The organism is Streptomyces sp. NPDC024698, from assembly GCF_055559015.1.
Map to the genome: position 1 here is coordinate 241,055 of NZ_JBVHLK010000006.1, position 15,238 is coordinate 256,292.

Here is a 15,238-nt window from a genome sequence, read left to right on the forward strand (position 1 = left end):
GGACCGGGTGGCATCGAGGGTGCCGCGCCGCCCGGGAACAGGCACACAGGAGAGGAACGGTGTGATGGAACAGGGCAGTTGGCGCGCCACCGCGACCCGGACGGGAGCGGGCGACCGGGCGGCGGCAGAGGAAGGCGTCCGGCTCGCCTACCGGCAGGCCGGACTGGACGAGCCCGAGCGCATCGTCTGGACGCGCTCACCCCACGAGGCCGTCCGCGTGCTCATGGGCGCGGCGCCCGTCGAAGGACCGGAACTGGGGGACACGGGCCCCGGCGTCCGCGACGCCGTGGTCGCCGGCCCCTGGGCGGCGGAGCGCGCGAGAGCGCACGAGCGGCTGGGACCGGAGGGGTGGAGCGGACACTGGCGGGCCACGGGAGCGGCCCTGTGGGAGTCGGTCCGCACCCTGGCCGAACGGGTGCGCGCCGGCATCGTCGAGGACCTCGCCACCGGCCGGCGCGAGGAGAGCCGGGTACGGCTGCTGCTCCTGGACGCGACCCTGGGCCAGCACGACGCGGCCTGGCTGTGCGCCTTCGACCCCGGCGAGACGAGCGCCCTGGCCGGGATCGCCGCGGTGGCGCGCGAGGCGGGCTGGTGGTGGCCGTACGAGAAGGTCGCCGTCGTCAGCGAGCGGCCGTCGAGCCTGCACCGCGACGAGGCCGGACGCCTGGACCGGGCAGACGGCCCGGCACTGGCCTACGCGGACGGCTTCGAGCTCTGCGCATGGCGCGGGATGCCGGTCCCCCGCACGTTCCTCGACGAGCTCACCGCGCTCACCCCCGAGCGGATACGCGGCGAGGAGAACGCCGAACTGCGCCGGGTGATGCTGGAGCACTACGGCTACGACCGGTATCTGGACGAGTCGGGTGCCGTTCCCGTTCACCGCGACGAGACGGGCGTGCTGTGGCGGGTCGAACTGGTCGGCGACGAGGACGTGGTCATGGTCGAGGTGGTCAACTCGACCCCCGAGCCGGACGGCACGAACCGGACGTACTGGCTGCGTGTCCCGCCGACGACCCGTACGGCCCGTGAGGGAGTGGCGTGGACGTTCGGGCTCGCCGCGGAGACGTACGAGCCGTCCCAGCAGACGTGAGGGCGGCGGTGTGCGGGGGTCAGGGCCGTTGTCCCCATGCGGTCATCATTCCGGGGCCGAGTTCGGCGAGCGCGGGCGAGGCCAGATAGGCCAGTGCCTCGTCGATCACGGTCGAGTCCACGCGTCCGGTCTCCTCCAGGGCGGGCCGCATCCGGTCCCACGTCTCGGACCAGAACCGGGTCAGCGGGCCGCCCGCGACGAGCGGTGGGCAGAGCAGTTCGCCGGCGACGTTCCGGAGCCCCTCCTCGCGCAGGATGTGCGGATACGCCGGGATGTCCGAGGTGTCCGTGCCGACGGTCGACCGCAGCGCCTGCCACATGGCATCCATGGTCCGCCGGTAGGCCGACGAGGTGTCCAGCGGGTTCGGCACCTCGACGGCATCGCCGAGTACCAGCCAGCCGCCCGGATTCAGCCATTGGGTCAGACGCGTGATGAGCCGACGGCGCTCGGGCAGGTGCATGAGGACGAATCTGGCGTGGACGAGGTCGAAGGTGCCCGGATCGAGGTCCTCGCCCCGGAGATCGGCGGTGATCACCCGCAGTCGCGGATCGGCGAGGGTGCCCAGGCCGCCGGTGTCCCGGTCCAGCGCGACCACCTCCGCGGCTCCCGCCTCCTCCAGCAGCCATCGGGCCACGGTTCCGGTCCCGGCGCCCACTTCGAGGCAGCGGCCACCCGGTCTCAGATCCAGTGCGCGCAGACGGCCCGTGGTGACCGGGTCGTAGATCAGCGCCGCCGCGTCGATGCGTTCGGATTCCTGCGGGTGCTCCGGTTTGAACAGATCTTCTCCATAATGGCCGCCGGAGGCCGGAGCGCTGTTCATGTCCGGCACCCCGGCCATGAGCCCGCGAGGGGTCCCCTGTCCGTCCGCACCATGAGAGCCCCTGACGATCGGAGAGTGATTTACCGCCAGAGTGGCAGATTTCGGGCGCCCCGGCAGATCGCCGGACACAGGATCCGCCCACCTTTGCACCGGCTGTGACCCTTGAAACGTACCTGTAACGCTCATAGCATGATCGAACTCATGACGATTGCCCTGATCGTCCGTCCTTCACTAGAAGAACACGCTGTCTAGCGCGAAGGATGAGCTATTTGACCAACACCAAACAAATCGGCCAAACAGTTGATATCTATAGCATCCCGAGTAATTTCACGAATAAACAACATAATTGAATTCGATGAGCGGCGTCGGCCACGAGTGATTCTGTGGGCCGTCGCGGGTGTCGTGACCCTCGGATTCCTCGTCACGATGGAGATCGTCGCGCGCCATTACGACATGCCGGGCCCGATCACCAATCAGTTGGGCGAGGTGATCCTCACTCCCACCTCGGGACCGCTGCTGTACGCCGGCCTCGCGTTGATGACGGTCGTTCTCCCCTGGCGGCAACGGTTCATCGCGCTGGGAGTCGCCGCGGGCATCGACGTCGTCTTCCTCGTGGTGCGCTGGACGCTCGACTCCGACCTGATGTTCGGCAACGGCGCGTTGTGGGTCATCCTGGGATATGCCGTCATCGCCGTCACCCGTCGCACGGGCAGGGAACGGGTCCTGCTCCTGAAGGGCGTCGGACTGGGCCTGCTCCTGGTGGCCGGCCACAAGACCGGCGACACCTGGCTGATGATCACATCGGAGACCCGGCCGTCCGTCCTCGACGCCTACGTGGCCACAGCCGATCACGCGCTGGGCAATCCGTCGTGGGTGTTGGGCCGCGTCGTCGACGCCACCGGCCCGATCGGCTACCACGTCCTCCACCTCGTCTACGGCCAGCTCCCGCTCGCGGCGGCCGTCTTCGCGCTCTACCAGCTGCGCAACGTGGCCACCGAGCGCCGCTTCCCCGGACACCATCTGGTGCGCACCTTCCTGGCCATCGGTCTGGTCGGACCCGCCATCTACATGATCTTCCCGGTGGTCGGACCGGTCTTCGCCTACGGAGCCGAGGGCGGCCAATGGGCGGCGGCCAATCTGTGGCCCCACACCCCGGTGCCGATCGGTGCCCCGCACCCCAGACTGTTCGACGAGATCACGCCGCGCAACTGCATGCCCAGCCTGCACACGGCCTGGGCCACCACCCTCTTCATCCATACTCGGGAGGGCTCGCGGCTGCTGCGCTCCGCGGGCGCGTTCTGGCTGGTCGGCACGCTCACGGCCACGCTCGGATTCGGCTACCACTACGGCGCGGATCTCATAGCCGGAGTGGTGTTCGCGCTCACGGTCGAGGCGACCATGCGCTCCTTCCACCGCGGATGGGACCGGTCCGGATTCACGCTGGTCGCCTACGGCACGACGGTGTTCACCGCGCTTCTGCTGTCGTATCGCTATCTGCCGGTGGACATGGCCACGCACCCCTGGGTGTTCGGGCCGAGCCTTCTTCTCGCGCTGGCCTCCGTGATCTACGGATATGTGCGCACCACCAACCAGTGGAAGCCGCAGCCCGTGCTCGTGCAGCAGCCGGAACCGCAACTCGTACAGGCGTGACCGCTCTGCGCCCGCCACCGTGCGCGACACCCGTCCGAAGCGCCTCGAACAGGCCGTAGAGGCGCTTCGGACGCGAGCGGGGCCCGGTGGTCCGGTGGCTCCCTGGCAGGCCGGTGTACGGGCGGCTCGCGGGCGCCGGGATTTGCGATGGAGCGCACTCGAAGGTGTTGGGTGGCTGGAGTGGCACCGCCGAGACGCGGTGACCGAGCGGACGACACGTTCCACGAGGAGCACTCCATGACACAGAAGACCTGGTTCATCACCGGCGCCTCCCGCGGCTTCGGACGGGAGTGGGCGATCGCCGCGCTGGAACGGGGCGACTCGGTGGCCGCGACGGCCCGCGATCTGTCCACGCTGGGCGATCTCCGGGAGACCTACGGGGAGCGGCTGCTGCCCCTTCAGCTCGACGTGACGGACCGCGACGCCGACTTCGCCGCCGTACGGCTGGCGCACGAGCGGTTCGGACGGCTCGACGTGGTGGTCAACAACGCCGGCTACGGACACTTCGGGATGATCGAGGAGATCACCGAGGACGAGGCCCGCGCCCAGCTGGAGACCAACCTGTTCGGGGCCCTGTGGGTCACCCAGGCGGCACTGCCGTTCCTGCGCGAGCAGGGAAGCGGCCACATCCTCCAGGTCTCCTCCATCGGCGGGATCAGCGCCTTCCCGCTGGTCGGCATCTACCACGCCTCGAAATGGGCGCTCGAAGGCATGAGCCAGGCGCTGGCGCAGGAAGTGGCGCCGTTCGGCATCAAGGTCACCCTGATCGAACCCGGCGGATTCGCCACCGACTGGGCCGGTTCCTCGTCGAGCAGGTCCGAGGAGCTGCCGGCGTACGCGGAGTTCCACAAGGAGGTCCAGGAACAGCGGCGCAAGCGCGTCGGCACCCCGGGCGACCCGCGTTCCTCCGCCGCGGCGGTGCTGGAGATCGTGGACGCGGACGAGCCGCCGCTGCGCTGCTTCTTCGGTTCGGCGCCGCTCGGCATCGCGAAGGCGGACTACGAGCAGCGCCTGGCGTCCTGGGAGAAGTGGCAGCCGGTGGCGGAGCTGGCCCAGGGCTGAACCGGCCTCCGGGCCGGCGCCGTCGGCGTGGCCGGCGCGGGGGCGCCGGGGTCGTCGCAAGCGACCGGCTCGGGCCCTGCGCCGGGGTGCCGGCGGGTCAGGCGCGGTGGCTCTGGTAGTAGCCGCCGACCTGCTCGTGGTAGTCGACGTCGCCCACATGCCTGGCCCGGTCGAACTCGGGGGATTCCCTGATCTGCTCCTGCGTCAGCGCGACGTGGATCTTCCGCTCGTCGTGGTCGACCCGCCGCACGGTGCCGGCGGGCAGCATGACATGCCTGCCGAAGATCCACACACCGATGTCGACGATGAGGTACGAGGAGCCGGAGTCCTCCGCGTGCTTGTCGACCTTGCCGATGGCGCCGTCGGTGGCCTCGACCCTGTAGCCGATCAGATCCGTGCCCGCGATGTGCCCGGCGTTCGGGTGGTAGCCCCAGATGCTGTCCGTCATGAACGGCTCCCTCGTCGAGATTCCTCGCTCGTCCACGGCGGAACCGGGGAGTCGCGCAGGCGTCATCCACGGTAGAACATGAGGTGCGAGGGCGGCGAGGTCAGTAGAAGTCGCCCCGGCGCTCCACCGGGTTGACGCTGTCACGGCGCTGCTGGAGCCGGTGGGCGGCCCTGAAGGCCGCGATCTCCCGGAGGTGCGCCTGGCTCTGGAGCAGCATCATCGACCCCAGCGCGTGGTTCCCGGTCATCGGGTTGTCCACGCAGGACTGGTACATCACGGCGGCTCGCTCGTTGTCCTGGTACAGGGTGCGGTAGATCTCGGCGGCGCGGTACTGCGCGTACGGGTGGTTGCGTGTGGCGGCCGCGAGGAACTGCTCCAGGGCGTGCTCCGCGGGGGTCCTGGTGACCGGGATCAGCCGCTCCAGATACAGGTCGCCCAGGACGAGCATGGCTTCCGGTTCGCCCAGTGCGGCCGAGGCGCGGTACCAGCGGGCCGCCTCGGCCAGCGACTCGACGATGCCCGCCTGCGGACAGCCACGGTGGTAGAGCGAGGCCAGGTAGAAGGCCGCCCGGGGCGAACCGCTGCTGTGCCGCAGCCGCGGTACGGCGCTCGCGTACCGCCCCTGCGTGTAGTCGATGTGCCCCAGCAGCTCGATCGCGGCGCTGTGACCGGTGGACGCCGCGGTCTCCAGGAAGTGGACCTCCGCACCGGGGTGCTGTCCGCTGTTCCAGCAGTGCAGGCCGATCCGGTAGTACTCCTCGGCACTGGTCGGCTCGTGTCCGTCCACGGTGAAGTTGGTCCCCTGCCACTGCACCATGTCGCTGCCTTTCGCGTCGTGGCCTCAACCGATGGTACGGCCCGTCGACCGGCACGATCGTAGGACCGGTCGTCCGGGGACAGCTTCACGCCGTCGGCTCGGCCGACGCCTCCCGGCGCTCGGGTGGCAGCCGCGCGGCCACGGCGTCGAAGAACCGCCACCCGTCCACCTGGCCGGCGTGCCCGAAACGCTGCCCGTCCGCCAGGGCCGCGTCGAGCAGGCCTCGCACGGTCGCGGGCCGGTGGAGGTTGAGGTAGCCGCCTCGCACGCGGCTGACACCGCCCTCGTGAGCCCCCCAACCGCCGCCGCCCACCACGCGATCGGGACCCGAGTCGAAGAAGATGCGGATCACACCGGGAGATCCCTCGCGTGCGACCACGAGGACCTCTTGGCACAGGCTCCCGAGGGCACCCGCGGGGTCCGGGTCCCGTCCATGGCGATGGCTGACCCACCACCGGAACCGCTCGGAGCCGATGACCAGATGCCGATGCCGACGACGTCCCATGCCGCCACGTTAGCAACGCGCGCTCAGGCGCCGGCGGGTCGCGCGGCTTCCGGCATCCGCTTCGAGCGTCGACTTGCGTTGGAGTGCGCTCCAGGCCATAGCGTCGCAAATACCTCGGAGGGCCTTCGCGCGCTCCGAGCGACGACGAACGAGTGTGCACAGAAGAGCTTGGGAGAGGGCATGCGGAAGCGCAGTCTGCGGGACCTTCAGGTATCGGCCATCGGCTTGGGATGCATGGGCATGTCCGCCTTCTACGGATCCACGGATCAGGAGGAGGCGGTCGCGACCATCCGGCACGCCCTCGACCTCGGGGTGAACTTCCTCGACACCGCGCAGATGTACGGGCCGCTCACCAACGAGTCGCTCCTCGGCGAGGCGATCCGGGGGCATCGCGAGAAGTACGTGATCGCGACGAAGTTCAACTACCGGATGGACGACGCCGTACCCGGCGACATCAGCACGGTCGGCCCGCAGGACGGCTCGGCCGAGCACGCCCGGAGCTCGGTCGAAGGCTCCCTCCAGCGTCTGGGGACCGACTACATCGACCTGTACTACCAGCACCGGGTCGACCCGAACGTCCCCATCGAGGAGACCGTCGGCGCGCTGGGCGAGCTGGTCGCCGAGGGCAAGGTGCGCGCCATCGGCCTGAGCGAGGCGAGCGCGGAGACCATCCGGCGCGCCGACGCCGTGCACCCGATCACCGCGGTGCAGAGCGAGTACTCGCTGTGGTCACGGGACGTGGAGGCCGAGGTGCTGCCCGCCTGCCGTGAGCTGGGCATCGGCTTCGTGCCGTACTCGCCGCTCGGCCGCGGTTTCCTCGCCGGCCGGTTCGCCTCGCCGGACGATCTGGACGCGAACGACTGGCGCCGCCAGAACCCGCGCTTCCAGGACGCCAACCTGGAGGCGAACCAGCGGCTGGCCGCGAAGGTCAAGGAGATCGCCGCGGAGAAGGACGTGCTCCCGGCCCAGCTGGCCATCGCCTGGGTGCTGGCCCAGGGCGAGGAACTGGTGCCGATCCCGGGCACCAAGCGCCGCAAGTACCTGGAGGAGAACGCCGCCGCGGTCGACATCACCCTGACCAAGGACGACCTGGCCCGCATCGAGGCGGAACTGCCGGAGGCCTCGGGCGAGCGCTACGACGAGGCGGGCATGCGATCCGTCAACCGCTAGCGGTTCTCGGGCACTTGCCCACTGAAGCAGAAGTGGGCTCGGCCTAATCGCCTTGCCGCCGCGACGCCGACCGATGATTCTGGACCGGTGCCAGGACAGAGGAAGCGGAAGCGGCGGCAGGACGCCGAGAGACAGCGCGTCGCGGCTCGCACCGCGCGCGACACGGGCCACTGGGAAGTGCTCTTCCAGACGTACGACCACGCGGAGCTGCGCGCGCACGCGCGCCACCTCCATGAGGCCGGCATGGACCCGTCGACGATCCGGATCGACATGTTCTGCGGCCGTCTCGTCCAGCCGACCGCCTACCTCCTGAGCCGGTACGTGCCGGACCCCGCGCCGGAGACCGACGGCGAGCGGCCGGACCCGGATCATTGATCGCGATCGGATGGTGCCACTGCCGGCCGGGCCGGAGGGGGTCCTCTTCCGGGTCCTGGTCCTATTCCGGGTCCTGGAGGTGCACGTACGGCCGCAACGTCGCCGGGTCCAGTGGGCCCGGGCTCGGGACCGTGGTGGTCGGGGACTGCCGGGGCAGCGGTTCCAGGGTCTCTGCCTGGCGCAGGCCGGGCTCGCCGGGGAAGCCCAGGTGTGTCCAGACGCTGTCGGCCAGTTCCGGGAGCAGCGGGTGGGCGAGCAGGGCCACGCCGACGAGCCACTCCGCGTCCGGGGTGTGGGGACCGGTGATCCACGCGTCGAGGACCTGCACGGCCGCCGTCAGGTCGGGGGAGTAGGGGGTCAGCAGCGCGTACTGCTCGGCCGCCGCCTTGAGCGCCTGCTCGGCACGCGGTACGGGGTGGGACCGTTCCCGCAGATCGTCGAGTGCGGGACGCAATACCGTCGTCGTCCACTCGCGCAGGGCGTTGATGTGATGGGTGAGCGTGCGCAGCGAGATGTCGGCCGGGCCGTGGTCGAGGGGAGCGTGCAGCAGGGCGTAGCGCAGCTCGTCGGCCGATACGGACGTGCCCTCCAGCAGTTCGGAGAGCCAGATGCCGTGACGCTTGCTGGTGGAGCACTTGTGGCCCTCGAAGTGCAGCATGCCGTTGACGACGGTGGCGTCGAACGGCGCCAGGGTTCCCTTCGAGCCCTGGGCGATCACGTCGGGAACCAGCAGTCCGGGAGTGGAGTTGTCGCTGCCGAAGAGGCCGACGGTGGTGACACCGCTGTCCGGCGTGAAGGGGTTGACCGAGGCTCCGGTCGACGCCCGGTGGACCTCACCGCAGTAGACGCTGTAGAGGAAGTACCCGTTGCTGATCACCTTGTCGGAGGGCAGCGCCGGGCTGTGGATGCCCCAGTCGCCCTGGCCGGTCAGCCGCACACGGCCGCCGTGGCCCTCCAGGGCGCGCAGCAGCGGAGCCAGGAACACCGGCCGCAGAGCCGCCGCGCGATGGCGCTCGGCGATGGCGTGCGGATCGTCCGCCGTCGCGAACCAGTTCTGCTCCGTACGCCACTCGACGGGGCCGTCACCGATCCGCGACCGGGCGCGGACCAGCTGCTCCGGTACGAAGTACTCACCGCAGTAGGTGCACGTGCTGCCACCGCACGAGCGCCCGCAGTTCGGGCACTCGCCCGCGATCCACGGTCCGACCAGCGCCCGCCCGGTGTCCTCGGCGAACGGGATGCGCTCGCTCTCCAGACGCGCCGCCCCCGTCGCCCGCAGCCGGGTCAGGACGTCCTCGTGGAGCCGTCGGTAGCCGTCCCGGTGTTCCTCACCGGACGGGTCGATCCAGGTGTCCAGCCCGATGGACAGGTGGGCGAGGTCGCGCGAGATCCCCGCGTGGTGGTCGCGGCAGGTCTCCTCGGGGGAACGGCCTTCGCGGTGGGCGGCGGCCACCACCCAGTCCTCGTACACGTCACTGCCGGTGATGACCGCGACCTCATGGCCCCGGGCGCGCAGCGCGCGGGCGATGACGTCGGCACGGAGGTAGGTGCCGCCGCCGTGGCCGATGTGCATCCGGCCGTTGGGCGTCGGCTGCATGGGAACGAGCAGGACCTTCTGATGTATGCGCATGGTGGCGGGTCACCCTTCGGCGAGGACGGCGATGAGGTGGTCGGTCAGTGCGGACAGGGAGGCGATCCGGGGCCCGTCCCAGGAGCGCGGCTCGCCGCACTCCACCAGGACGGCGGTCATGCCCGCGGCGGTGGCGCCGGCCAGTTCGCCGTCGGTGCCGTCACCGACGAACAGACAGGCGTCCGGCGTCACGCCGAGCCGGCCGGCGGCGGTGCGGAACAGCTCGGGGTCGGGTTTCATGACGCCGGCCTCCCCGGAGAGGACCAGTTCGTCGAAGCGGTCCGCGAAGACGGAGTCCCGCACCATCTCCCGTACGTCGGACGTGCAGTTGGAGACCAGGGCGGTCCGCAGCCCGAGCCGTCCCGCCAGTGCCACGGCCTCGACCGCGCCGGGCAGAGGAGTGGCGAAGGCCTCGCCGTGCAGGCGCCGCCGCGTGGCCGCCGCGTCCCGCGCCCGGGCCGGGGACCAGGTGCCTCCCACATGGTCGCGCAGCCAGTCCAGGTACGTCGTGAACGAGCGGGTCTCGCGCACTTCCCTGGTGCGCTTCCACGCGCCGGCCAGGTCCGCCGGGTGCTGCCCGAGCGCCGTGGCCGTGGCCTCGAAGGTGCGCCGCTTGAGTTCCTCGGGCAGCGGGACCAGCGTCTTCCACAGGTCGAACAGCACGGCCCGGGGCCGGCCAGGCCACACCTGGACGGCGGGTTCCTCCCAGCGGGAGTTGTCGATCACCACGTCGGCCAGGGCCGGCGGCGGATGCTCGGCCAGGTAGGCGCGTTGGGCGGGCAGGTACTTGTCGGCGTACTTGAGCATGACCTCCGGGCCCTGGGTGGGCAGGTCGCGCCGCCGGGCACGTTCCAGCACCGTCTCCTCGTCGACGTCCAGATGGACGAAGAGATCGACGTAGGGCCGGGTCTCCGCACGGTAGAGGAAGACGCCCTCCAGGATGACCACGGTGTCCGGGCCGATGTCGTGACGGACCGTCCCCCAGGTGTCGGAGGGCAGGTCGAGCGCGGCGACGGAGCGGTGGAGCCCGCCGTCCGTCCGCAGCGGCTCCAGCACTTCCGCGGCCAGCCGGGCGAAGTCGATGCTGCGCTCGTAGTACTGACGGGGTGCCGAAAGGGACGGGTCGTACCGCTCGGCGCGGGGGCGGTGGAAGTCGTCCACGTGGACCACGGTGACGGGCGTGCCCTGGGCGTGCAGCACGGCCCGCAGCCGTTCGGCGAGACGGGACTTGCCCGAGGTGTCGACCCCGGTGACACCGACCACGTACGGGCGGGGGACGGTGGTACGCCGTCCGGCCACCAGGGCGGCCAGCGCGTCGAGTACGGGCTCCTCGCTCACGCGCCCACCTCCGCGACGGATGCGGTCGGACGGTCCAGGCGGCCGGCCAGCCGCCGGTAGAGGTCACTCGCGTACGCGGTGTTGTCGCGGCGGTCGAGCGGAGTGGGCTCCACCCGCAGTACGGACAGCAGCGGATGCGCCGTTCCTGAGACCAGGAGCGCCCCGTCGTCGTCCGCGAGGAGCCGGTCGGGCGAGTCGCCGGGGCGCACCAGCACACCGTCGACGTAGAGGTCCGGAGCCTGTCCGTGGTACCCGAGCGCCTGCACGACGATCGCGGCCTCCTCGAACCGGTCGGAGGCGTCGGCGAGGACGGCCGCGTCCACGAGGGTCGCGCCGGGCAGCTCGCCGGCCCACAGGGCGCAGTACAGGGCGCGTGACTGATGCCGCAGGCCCGAGTCGCGGTAGACGATGCCGGTCGCGGGACAGACATCACGAGCGGGGTCGAACGGCCGCTCCCTGCCCGGTACTTGGTCGCGGCGGGCCAGGTCGGCGCTGTCGTGCATGAGCCGGGCGGGACCCCGGCGGACGACGTGCACGGTGGGCAGCGGCGCACCGGGGTGCTCTGTGCCCAGCTCGGCCCGCAGGCCGAGCAGGATCTGGAGAGCGGACATCGCGCTGTGCGAACTGCCCGCGACGACGACCGGACGACCGTGGGCCGCGAGCAGCCGGGCCTTGATCTCGGACCGGCGGGCCGTGGCGATCACGGAGCCGGACAGCAGCAACTTCGCCCGCCAGGGGGCCAGTTCAGGATGGGGGCGCTCGGTCCGGCCGGTGGCGAGGACCACGTGCCGGGCGGACTCCGTGCTCCCGTCGGCGAGTTGGACGTCCACCCGGTGCTCGCCGCTGTCGGCGCGCACCGCGACGACCGTGCTGTCCAGCCGGGTCCCCTCCGTCCCGAGGGCGCTCTGGAGCGTGCGTCCGAGCGTGGTCAGGGCGGCGGCCAGCCGGTGCATGGCGACCGGCTGCTCCGCGCGGGCGACGTCCATCAGTGCCGGGGAGTGGGCCAGCGGCGCGAACGGGCCGTTCAGGTCCAGGTGTTTGAAGAAGCGGGAGCCGATCGACGTGGTGGTGATGGCGTAGCGGGCGAAGCCGCCGGGACCCACGCCGGGGCCGCGCTCGTACACGCGGACCCGGTGCCGCAGCAGGGCCGGGGCCGACGCGAGGAACGTGGTGGTGCGGAAGCCGCCCCCGACGAAGGCGATGTCGCTGTCCACGACGGGCTGCGCTGAGCGGAGATCCATCAGATGCCCTCCGAGACGAGCAGTTCGGTGAACCGGTCGCAGATGACGTCGGCCTCCTCCAGCGTGAGCACGAGCGGCGGGCGGATCTTGAGCACGTTGCCGTGCCCGTAGCGTGAGGTCCGGATCACCAGCCCGTGGTCCAGGGCGCGTTCGGCCAGCCGGTTGGTGAGCGCGGCACTCGGACGGCCCGCCTCGTCGACGATCTCGACGCCGATCATCAGACCCACTCCGCGCACGTCCGCGATCTGCGGGTGAGCCCCGCGCAGGGCCTCGAGACGGTCCAGGATGTGCGCGCCCGTCGTACGGACGTTCGCGAGGAAGTCGGCGTCGTCGATGATGTCCAGCGTCGCCAGGGCCGCCGCGGCGGCCAGCAGGTTGGCGCCGTACGTGAAGGAGTGATCGTTGGTCGGCAGGCCGGCCAGCTCGTCGCTGGTCAGGATCGCCGCGACCTGGGCGCCCGAGCCGCCGAGCCCCTTGGCGAGGGTGATGGCGTCCGGGTCCACACTGAAGTGCTCGGCGGCGAACATCCGCCCGGTGCGGCCGATGCCCGTCTGCACCTCGTCGAAGATCAGCTTCATGCCGTGGGTGTCGCACAGCTCGCGCAGCGCGGCGAAGTACCCGTCCGGCGGCACGATGTTGCCGCCGTTGCCCGAGATGGGCTCCACCAGCACGGCCGCCACGCTGCCGCTGCTGGCGAACTCCAGGAAGTCGTTGATGCGGTCGACGCACATCAGCTTGCACGAGCGCGGGTCCTGGCCGTAGAAGCAGCGCATGCAGTACGGGTCCGGCACCTGGAGGCCACCGTGGTAGAGCTGCGCCAGCGGCTGCTTGCGGAAGGCGTTGCCCGACAGACTGGCCATCATCACCGTCTGCCCGACGTGACTGCGGAAGAGGGTGATCACGTCCCGGCGGCCGGTGGTCCGCTGCGCCATCTTCACGGCGCCCTCGTTCGCGGCCGAGCCGCCGTCCACCTTCAGATGGGCCTTGGTGATGGTCTTGGGAGCGAGCCGCACCAGCCGGTGGGCGAGGGCGTTGATCGGGGCCGTCTGGAAGCCCGACGTCACATGGATGAGCTGGTCGGCCTGGTCCTTGATGGCCTGGACCACGGCGGGATGCCGGTATCCCAGACTGAGGTTGAACGTGGCGGACGCGCAGTCGATGTAACCGCGGCCGTCGGAGTCGTACAGGTAGATGCCCTCACCGGCCACCATCCGGGTGTCGGAGACCGGATAGTAGACGGCGCTGGCGTTGTTGACCTCCTGGTCGGGCACAACGCCCGGGGCCACGAGGTGAGGGGGCAGCGACATACGAGGACTCTCCAAGCTCATTGCGCTCTGCGGCGGGGAAGCGGGGACGGCGGTGCTGGGGCGCGGGCGGGCCGGCGACGGCGGGGCGCGTGCGGGGCCATGGCTGCGGCGACGGCCCGCCTAGACGGCGGCCCGGGGCCGGACCTCGGTGTACAGGCCCCGCGCCGCCAGGAGGCCGGCCAGGTCACGGGCCTGCGCCTCGGTACCGTTCAGCAGACAGGACCGGCCCTCCACCTCGGCCTCCACATAGGCGGAGATCACCTCCCGCGCGGTGGTCCCGGGCAGCGCGTCCGCGATCAGCGACATGCCGTGGTCGACCGAGTGCGGATCACCGGGCAGCAGACAGGCGTCGAACGCCCCGTCCACCGCTCGCGGGCGCCACGCCGCGCGCCAGCCCTCGTCCTGCGCGGTCCGCCAGAACGCCCGCGCCTCGCCGAGCAGCTCCGACCGGGGCACGGCGGCCAGCCGGCCGGTGATCCCCTCGGTGGTGCCCTCGTCGAGATGCCGTGTGAAGGGCTGCCCGGTGGGCAGGCTGACCAGGTACTTCTCCACGTTCGGGGCGATCTCGTGCGGCTCGGTCGGCGTGTGCACGCAGTTGGCGAACGCCGACGTCCCGAACCGTGCCCGTACCTTGCTCCTGACCTCCACGCACCGGCCGACCACGTCCGCTCCGCGGACCACGATGACCTCGCACGGCCCGCTGGTGAGGTACAGCCTGAGCAGCTCGGCGGTGATCGGGTACTTGGGCCCGGCGAACTTCGGCCAGGTGTCCATGACGTCCTCGTCCTCCAGGCAGACCTCGTAGCGCAGCTCGACGCTCAGCCGCGAGGCCTCCAGAAGCACATCGACGTACTCACGAGCCTGAGGAGAGCGGTAGCCGTCCGGCTTGACGACCAGGACGCTCAGTTCCCCGGGTGCTGCCTGGTGGGACATGGGGTGCCCTTTCTCTTCGAACGGTGTGCCGCTCATACCGCGAACTCGTATCCGTCGTGCCGGCGGGCCCGTTCCGCCGAGAGGCGGAAGGCGGTCAGCGCGGCCGCCAGCCACAGCAGGCCCGCCACGGCGGCGAACACCGCCGGGCGTGCGACGGCGGCCGGACCGGCACCGTCGGCGAGGGCGCGTACCGCGGCCAGACCGTGGGTGGCCGGGAGCGTCTCCGCCACCAGGCGCACGCCGAACGGCCAGAAGCCGGTGGGCACCTGCACCCCGCTGATCGCCATGGTGACAAGGAAAGCGGCGTTGTAGACGATGTTGCGGACGGCGGGCGCGGCGAGGACGAACGCGCCGAGGAACAGGCCGAAGCAGTAGGTACCGAAAGCGGTCAGCAGCACCAGCACCACCAGCGCGGGCACCTGGGCGGCGGCGAAGCGCACACCGAACAGCGGGTCCAGGAGCAGGAGCGCGACCAGGGAGGTGCCGCAGCCGCTGACCGGCCACTGGAGGCTGCGGCCGACGAAGACCCAGCCCATCTCGCTGGGGGCCGCGGCCATGAGTGCCAGGGTGCCGTGGGCGCGTTCCCAGCTGGTGGACACCACCACGGTCATGGCCTCGATGACACAGGTCGCCACCGAGTTGCCGAGGACGAGGTAGCGCGTCTGCTCGGGCGAGTGCAGGAAGGAGCCGATCAGCGCGAAGAAGGTGACCTGGCACAGCATCCGGCCCAGCCAGCCGAACGTCCAGCTGTACCAGGTGTAGGTGGCGCGGAAGTCGGCCAGGGCGTTGGCGGCGGACGCGCGGACCACCCGGCTCACGACGACGACGCGGGGAGTGGTGATGTCCATACGG

At 70.9% G+C, this 15,238-nt stretch carries 15 protein-coding genes; 5 read left to right on the top strand and 10 right to left on the bottom strand.

Annotation, left to right across the window (positions count from 1 at the left end):
* Window positions 1-61: 61 nt before the first annotated feature.
* Window positions 62-1,090, top strand: coding sequence for a DUF6745 domain-containing protein (locus tag ACZ4AA_RS16695; RefSeq protein WP_467601805.1), 1,029 nt, complete (start codon window positions 62-64; stop codon window positions 1,088-1,090).
* Window positions 1,091-1,109: 19 nt separating this feature from the next.
* On the opposite strand, the gene ACZ4AA_RS16700 is transcribed toward ACZ4AA_RS16695, so the two are convergent.
* Window positions 1,110-1,910 (bottom strand): class I SAM-dependent methyltransferase, encoded by an 801-nt coding sequence (locus tag ACZ4AA_RS16700; RefSeq protein WP_467601809.1) that lies wholly within the window; start codon window positions 1,908-1,910, stop codon window positions 1,110-1,112.
* Between the two features lie 342 nt (window positions 1,911-2,252).
* Here ACZ4AA_RS16700 and ACZ4AA_RS16705 point away from each other — a divergent pair, with 342 nt between their 5' ends.
* Together ACZ4AA_RS16705 and ACZ4AA_RS16710 are read left to right on the top strand one after the other, a co-directional pair.
* Complete coding sequence (locus tag ACZ4AA_RS16705) at window positions 2,253-3,560, top strand: phosphatase PAP2 family protein (protein ID WP_467602477.1); 1,308 nt, start codon at window positions 2,253-2,255, stop codon at window positions 3,558-3,560.
* A gap of 237 nt (window positions 3,561-3,797) precedes the next feature.
* Window positions 3,798-4,622, top strand: coding sequence for an SDR family oxidoreductase (locus tag ACZ4AA_RS16710; protein ID WP_467601811.1), 825 nt, complete (start codon window positions 3,798-3,800; stop codon window positions 4,620-4,622).
* Window positions 4,623-4,719: 97 nt separating this feature from the next.
* Here the strand turns inward: ACZ4AA_RS16710 and ACZ4AA_RS16715 are convergent, their stop codons facing one another.
* The 3 genes from ACZ4AA_RS16715 to ACZ4AA_RS16725 all read right to left on the bottom strand — a co-directional run bounded on the left by ACZ4AA_RS16715 (window position 4,720) and on the right by ACZ4AA_RS16725 (window position 6,392).
* Window positions 4,720-5,070, bottom strand: a complete 351-nt coding sequence (locus ACZ4AA_RS16715) for a PRC-barrel domain containing protein (protein WP_467601814.1) — start codon at window positions 5,068-5,070, stop codon at window positions 4,720-4,722.
* A gap of 100 nt (window positions 5,071-5,170) precedes the next feature.
* Window positions 5,171-5,887 carry a tetratricopeptide repeat protein gene (locus ACZ4AA_RS16720; protein WP_467601817.1) on the bottom strand — a complete coding sequence of 239 codons (717 nt, stop codon included), beginning with the start codon at window positions 5,885-5,887 and terminating at the stop codon, window positions 5,171-5,173.
* Window positions 5,888-5,972: 85 nt separating this feature from the next.
* Window positions 5,973-6,392: a hypothetical protein gene (locus ACZ4AA_RS16725; protein WP_467601820.1), complete on the bottom strand. Its 420-nt coding sequence runs from the start codon at window positions 6,390-6,392 to the stop codon at window positions 5,973-5,975.
* 180 nt (window positions 6,393-6,572) lie between these two features.
* On the opposite strand from ACZ4AA_RS16725, the gene ACZ4AA_RS16730 reads away from it, so the two are divergent.
* Together ACZ4AA_RS16730 and ACZ4AA_RS16735 are read left to right on the top strand one after the other, a co-directional pair.
* Window positions 6,573-7,562, top strand: a complete 990-nt coding sequence (locus tag ACZ4AA_RS16730) for an aldo/keto reductase (RefSeq protein WP_467601823.1) — start codon at window positions 6,573-6,575, stop codon at window positions 7,560-7,562.
* 87 nt (window positions 7,563-7,649) lie between these two features.
* The gene (locus ACZ4AA_RS16735; protein WP_467601827.1) at window positions 7,650-7,937 is read left to right on the top strand and encodes a hypothetical protein; all 288 of its coding nucleotides are present in this window, start codon (window positions 7,650-7,652) and stop codon (window positions 7,935-7,937) included.
* A gap of 61 nt (window positions 7,938-7,998) precedes the next feature.
* Here the strand turns inward: ACZ4AA_RS16735 and ACZ4AA_RS16740 are convergent, their stop codons facing one another.
* The 6 genes from ACZ4AA_RS16740 to ACZ4AA_RS16765 form a co-directional block, all read right to left on the bottom strand.
* Window positions 7,999-9,567 carry a class I tRNA ligase family protein gene (locus tag ACZ4AA_RS16740; protein WP_467601830.1) on the bottom strand — a complete coding sequence of 523 codons (1,569 nt, stop codon included), beginning with the start codon at window positions 9,565-9,567 and terminating at the stop codon, window positions 7,999-8,001.
* Between the two features lie 9 nt (window positions 9,568-9,576).
* Complete coding sequence (locus ACZ4AA_RS16745) at window positions 9,577-10,905, bottom strand: HAD-IA family hydrolase (protein WP_467601833.1); 1,329 nt, start codon at window positions 10,903-10,905, stop codon at window positions 9,577-9,579.
* On the bottom strand, window positions 10,902-12,146 hold the full coding sequence (locus ACZ4AA_RS16750; RefSeq protein WP_467601836.1) for an FAD-dependent monooxygenase family protein: 1,245 nt from the start codon (window positions 12,144-12,146) through the stop codon (window positions 10,902-10,904). Before ACZ4AA_RS16750 ends, ACZ4AA_RS16745 begins: the two co-directional genes overlap by 4 nt.
* On the bottom strand, window positions 12,146-13,453 hold the full coding sequence (locus ACZ4AA_RS16755; RefSeq protein WP_467601839.1) for an aspartate aminotransferase family protein: 1,308 nt from the start codon (window positions 13,451-13,453) through the stop codon (window positions 12,146-12,148). The genes ACZ4AA_RS16750 and ACZ4AA_RS16755 overlap by 1 nt, the downstream gene beginning before the upstream one ends.
* A gap of 120 nt (window positions 13,454-13,573) precedes the next feature.
* Window positions 13,574-14,386, bottom strand: coding sequence for a hypothetical protein (locus ACZ4AA_RS16760; RefSeq protein WP_467601842.1), 813 nt, complete (start codon window positions 14,384-14,386; stop codon window positions 13,574-13,576).
* Window positions 14,387-14,418: 32 nt separating this feature from the next.
* Window positions 14,419-15,234, bottom strand: coding sequence for a hypothetical protein (locus ACZ4AA_RS16765; RefSeq protein ID WP_467601845.1), 816 nt, complete (start codon window positions 15,232-15,234; stop codon window positions 14,419-14,421).
* Window positions 15,235-15,238 lie beyond the last annotated feature (4 nt).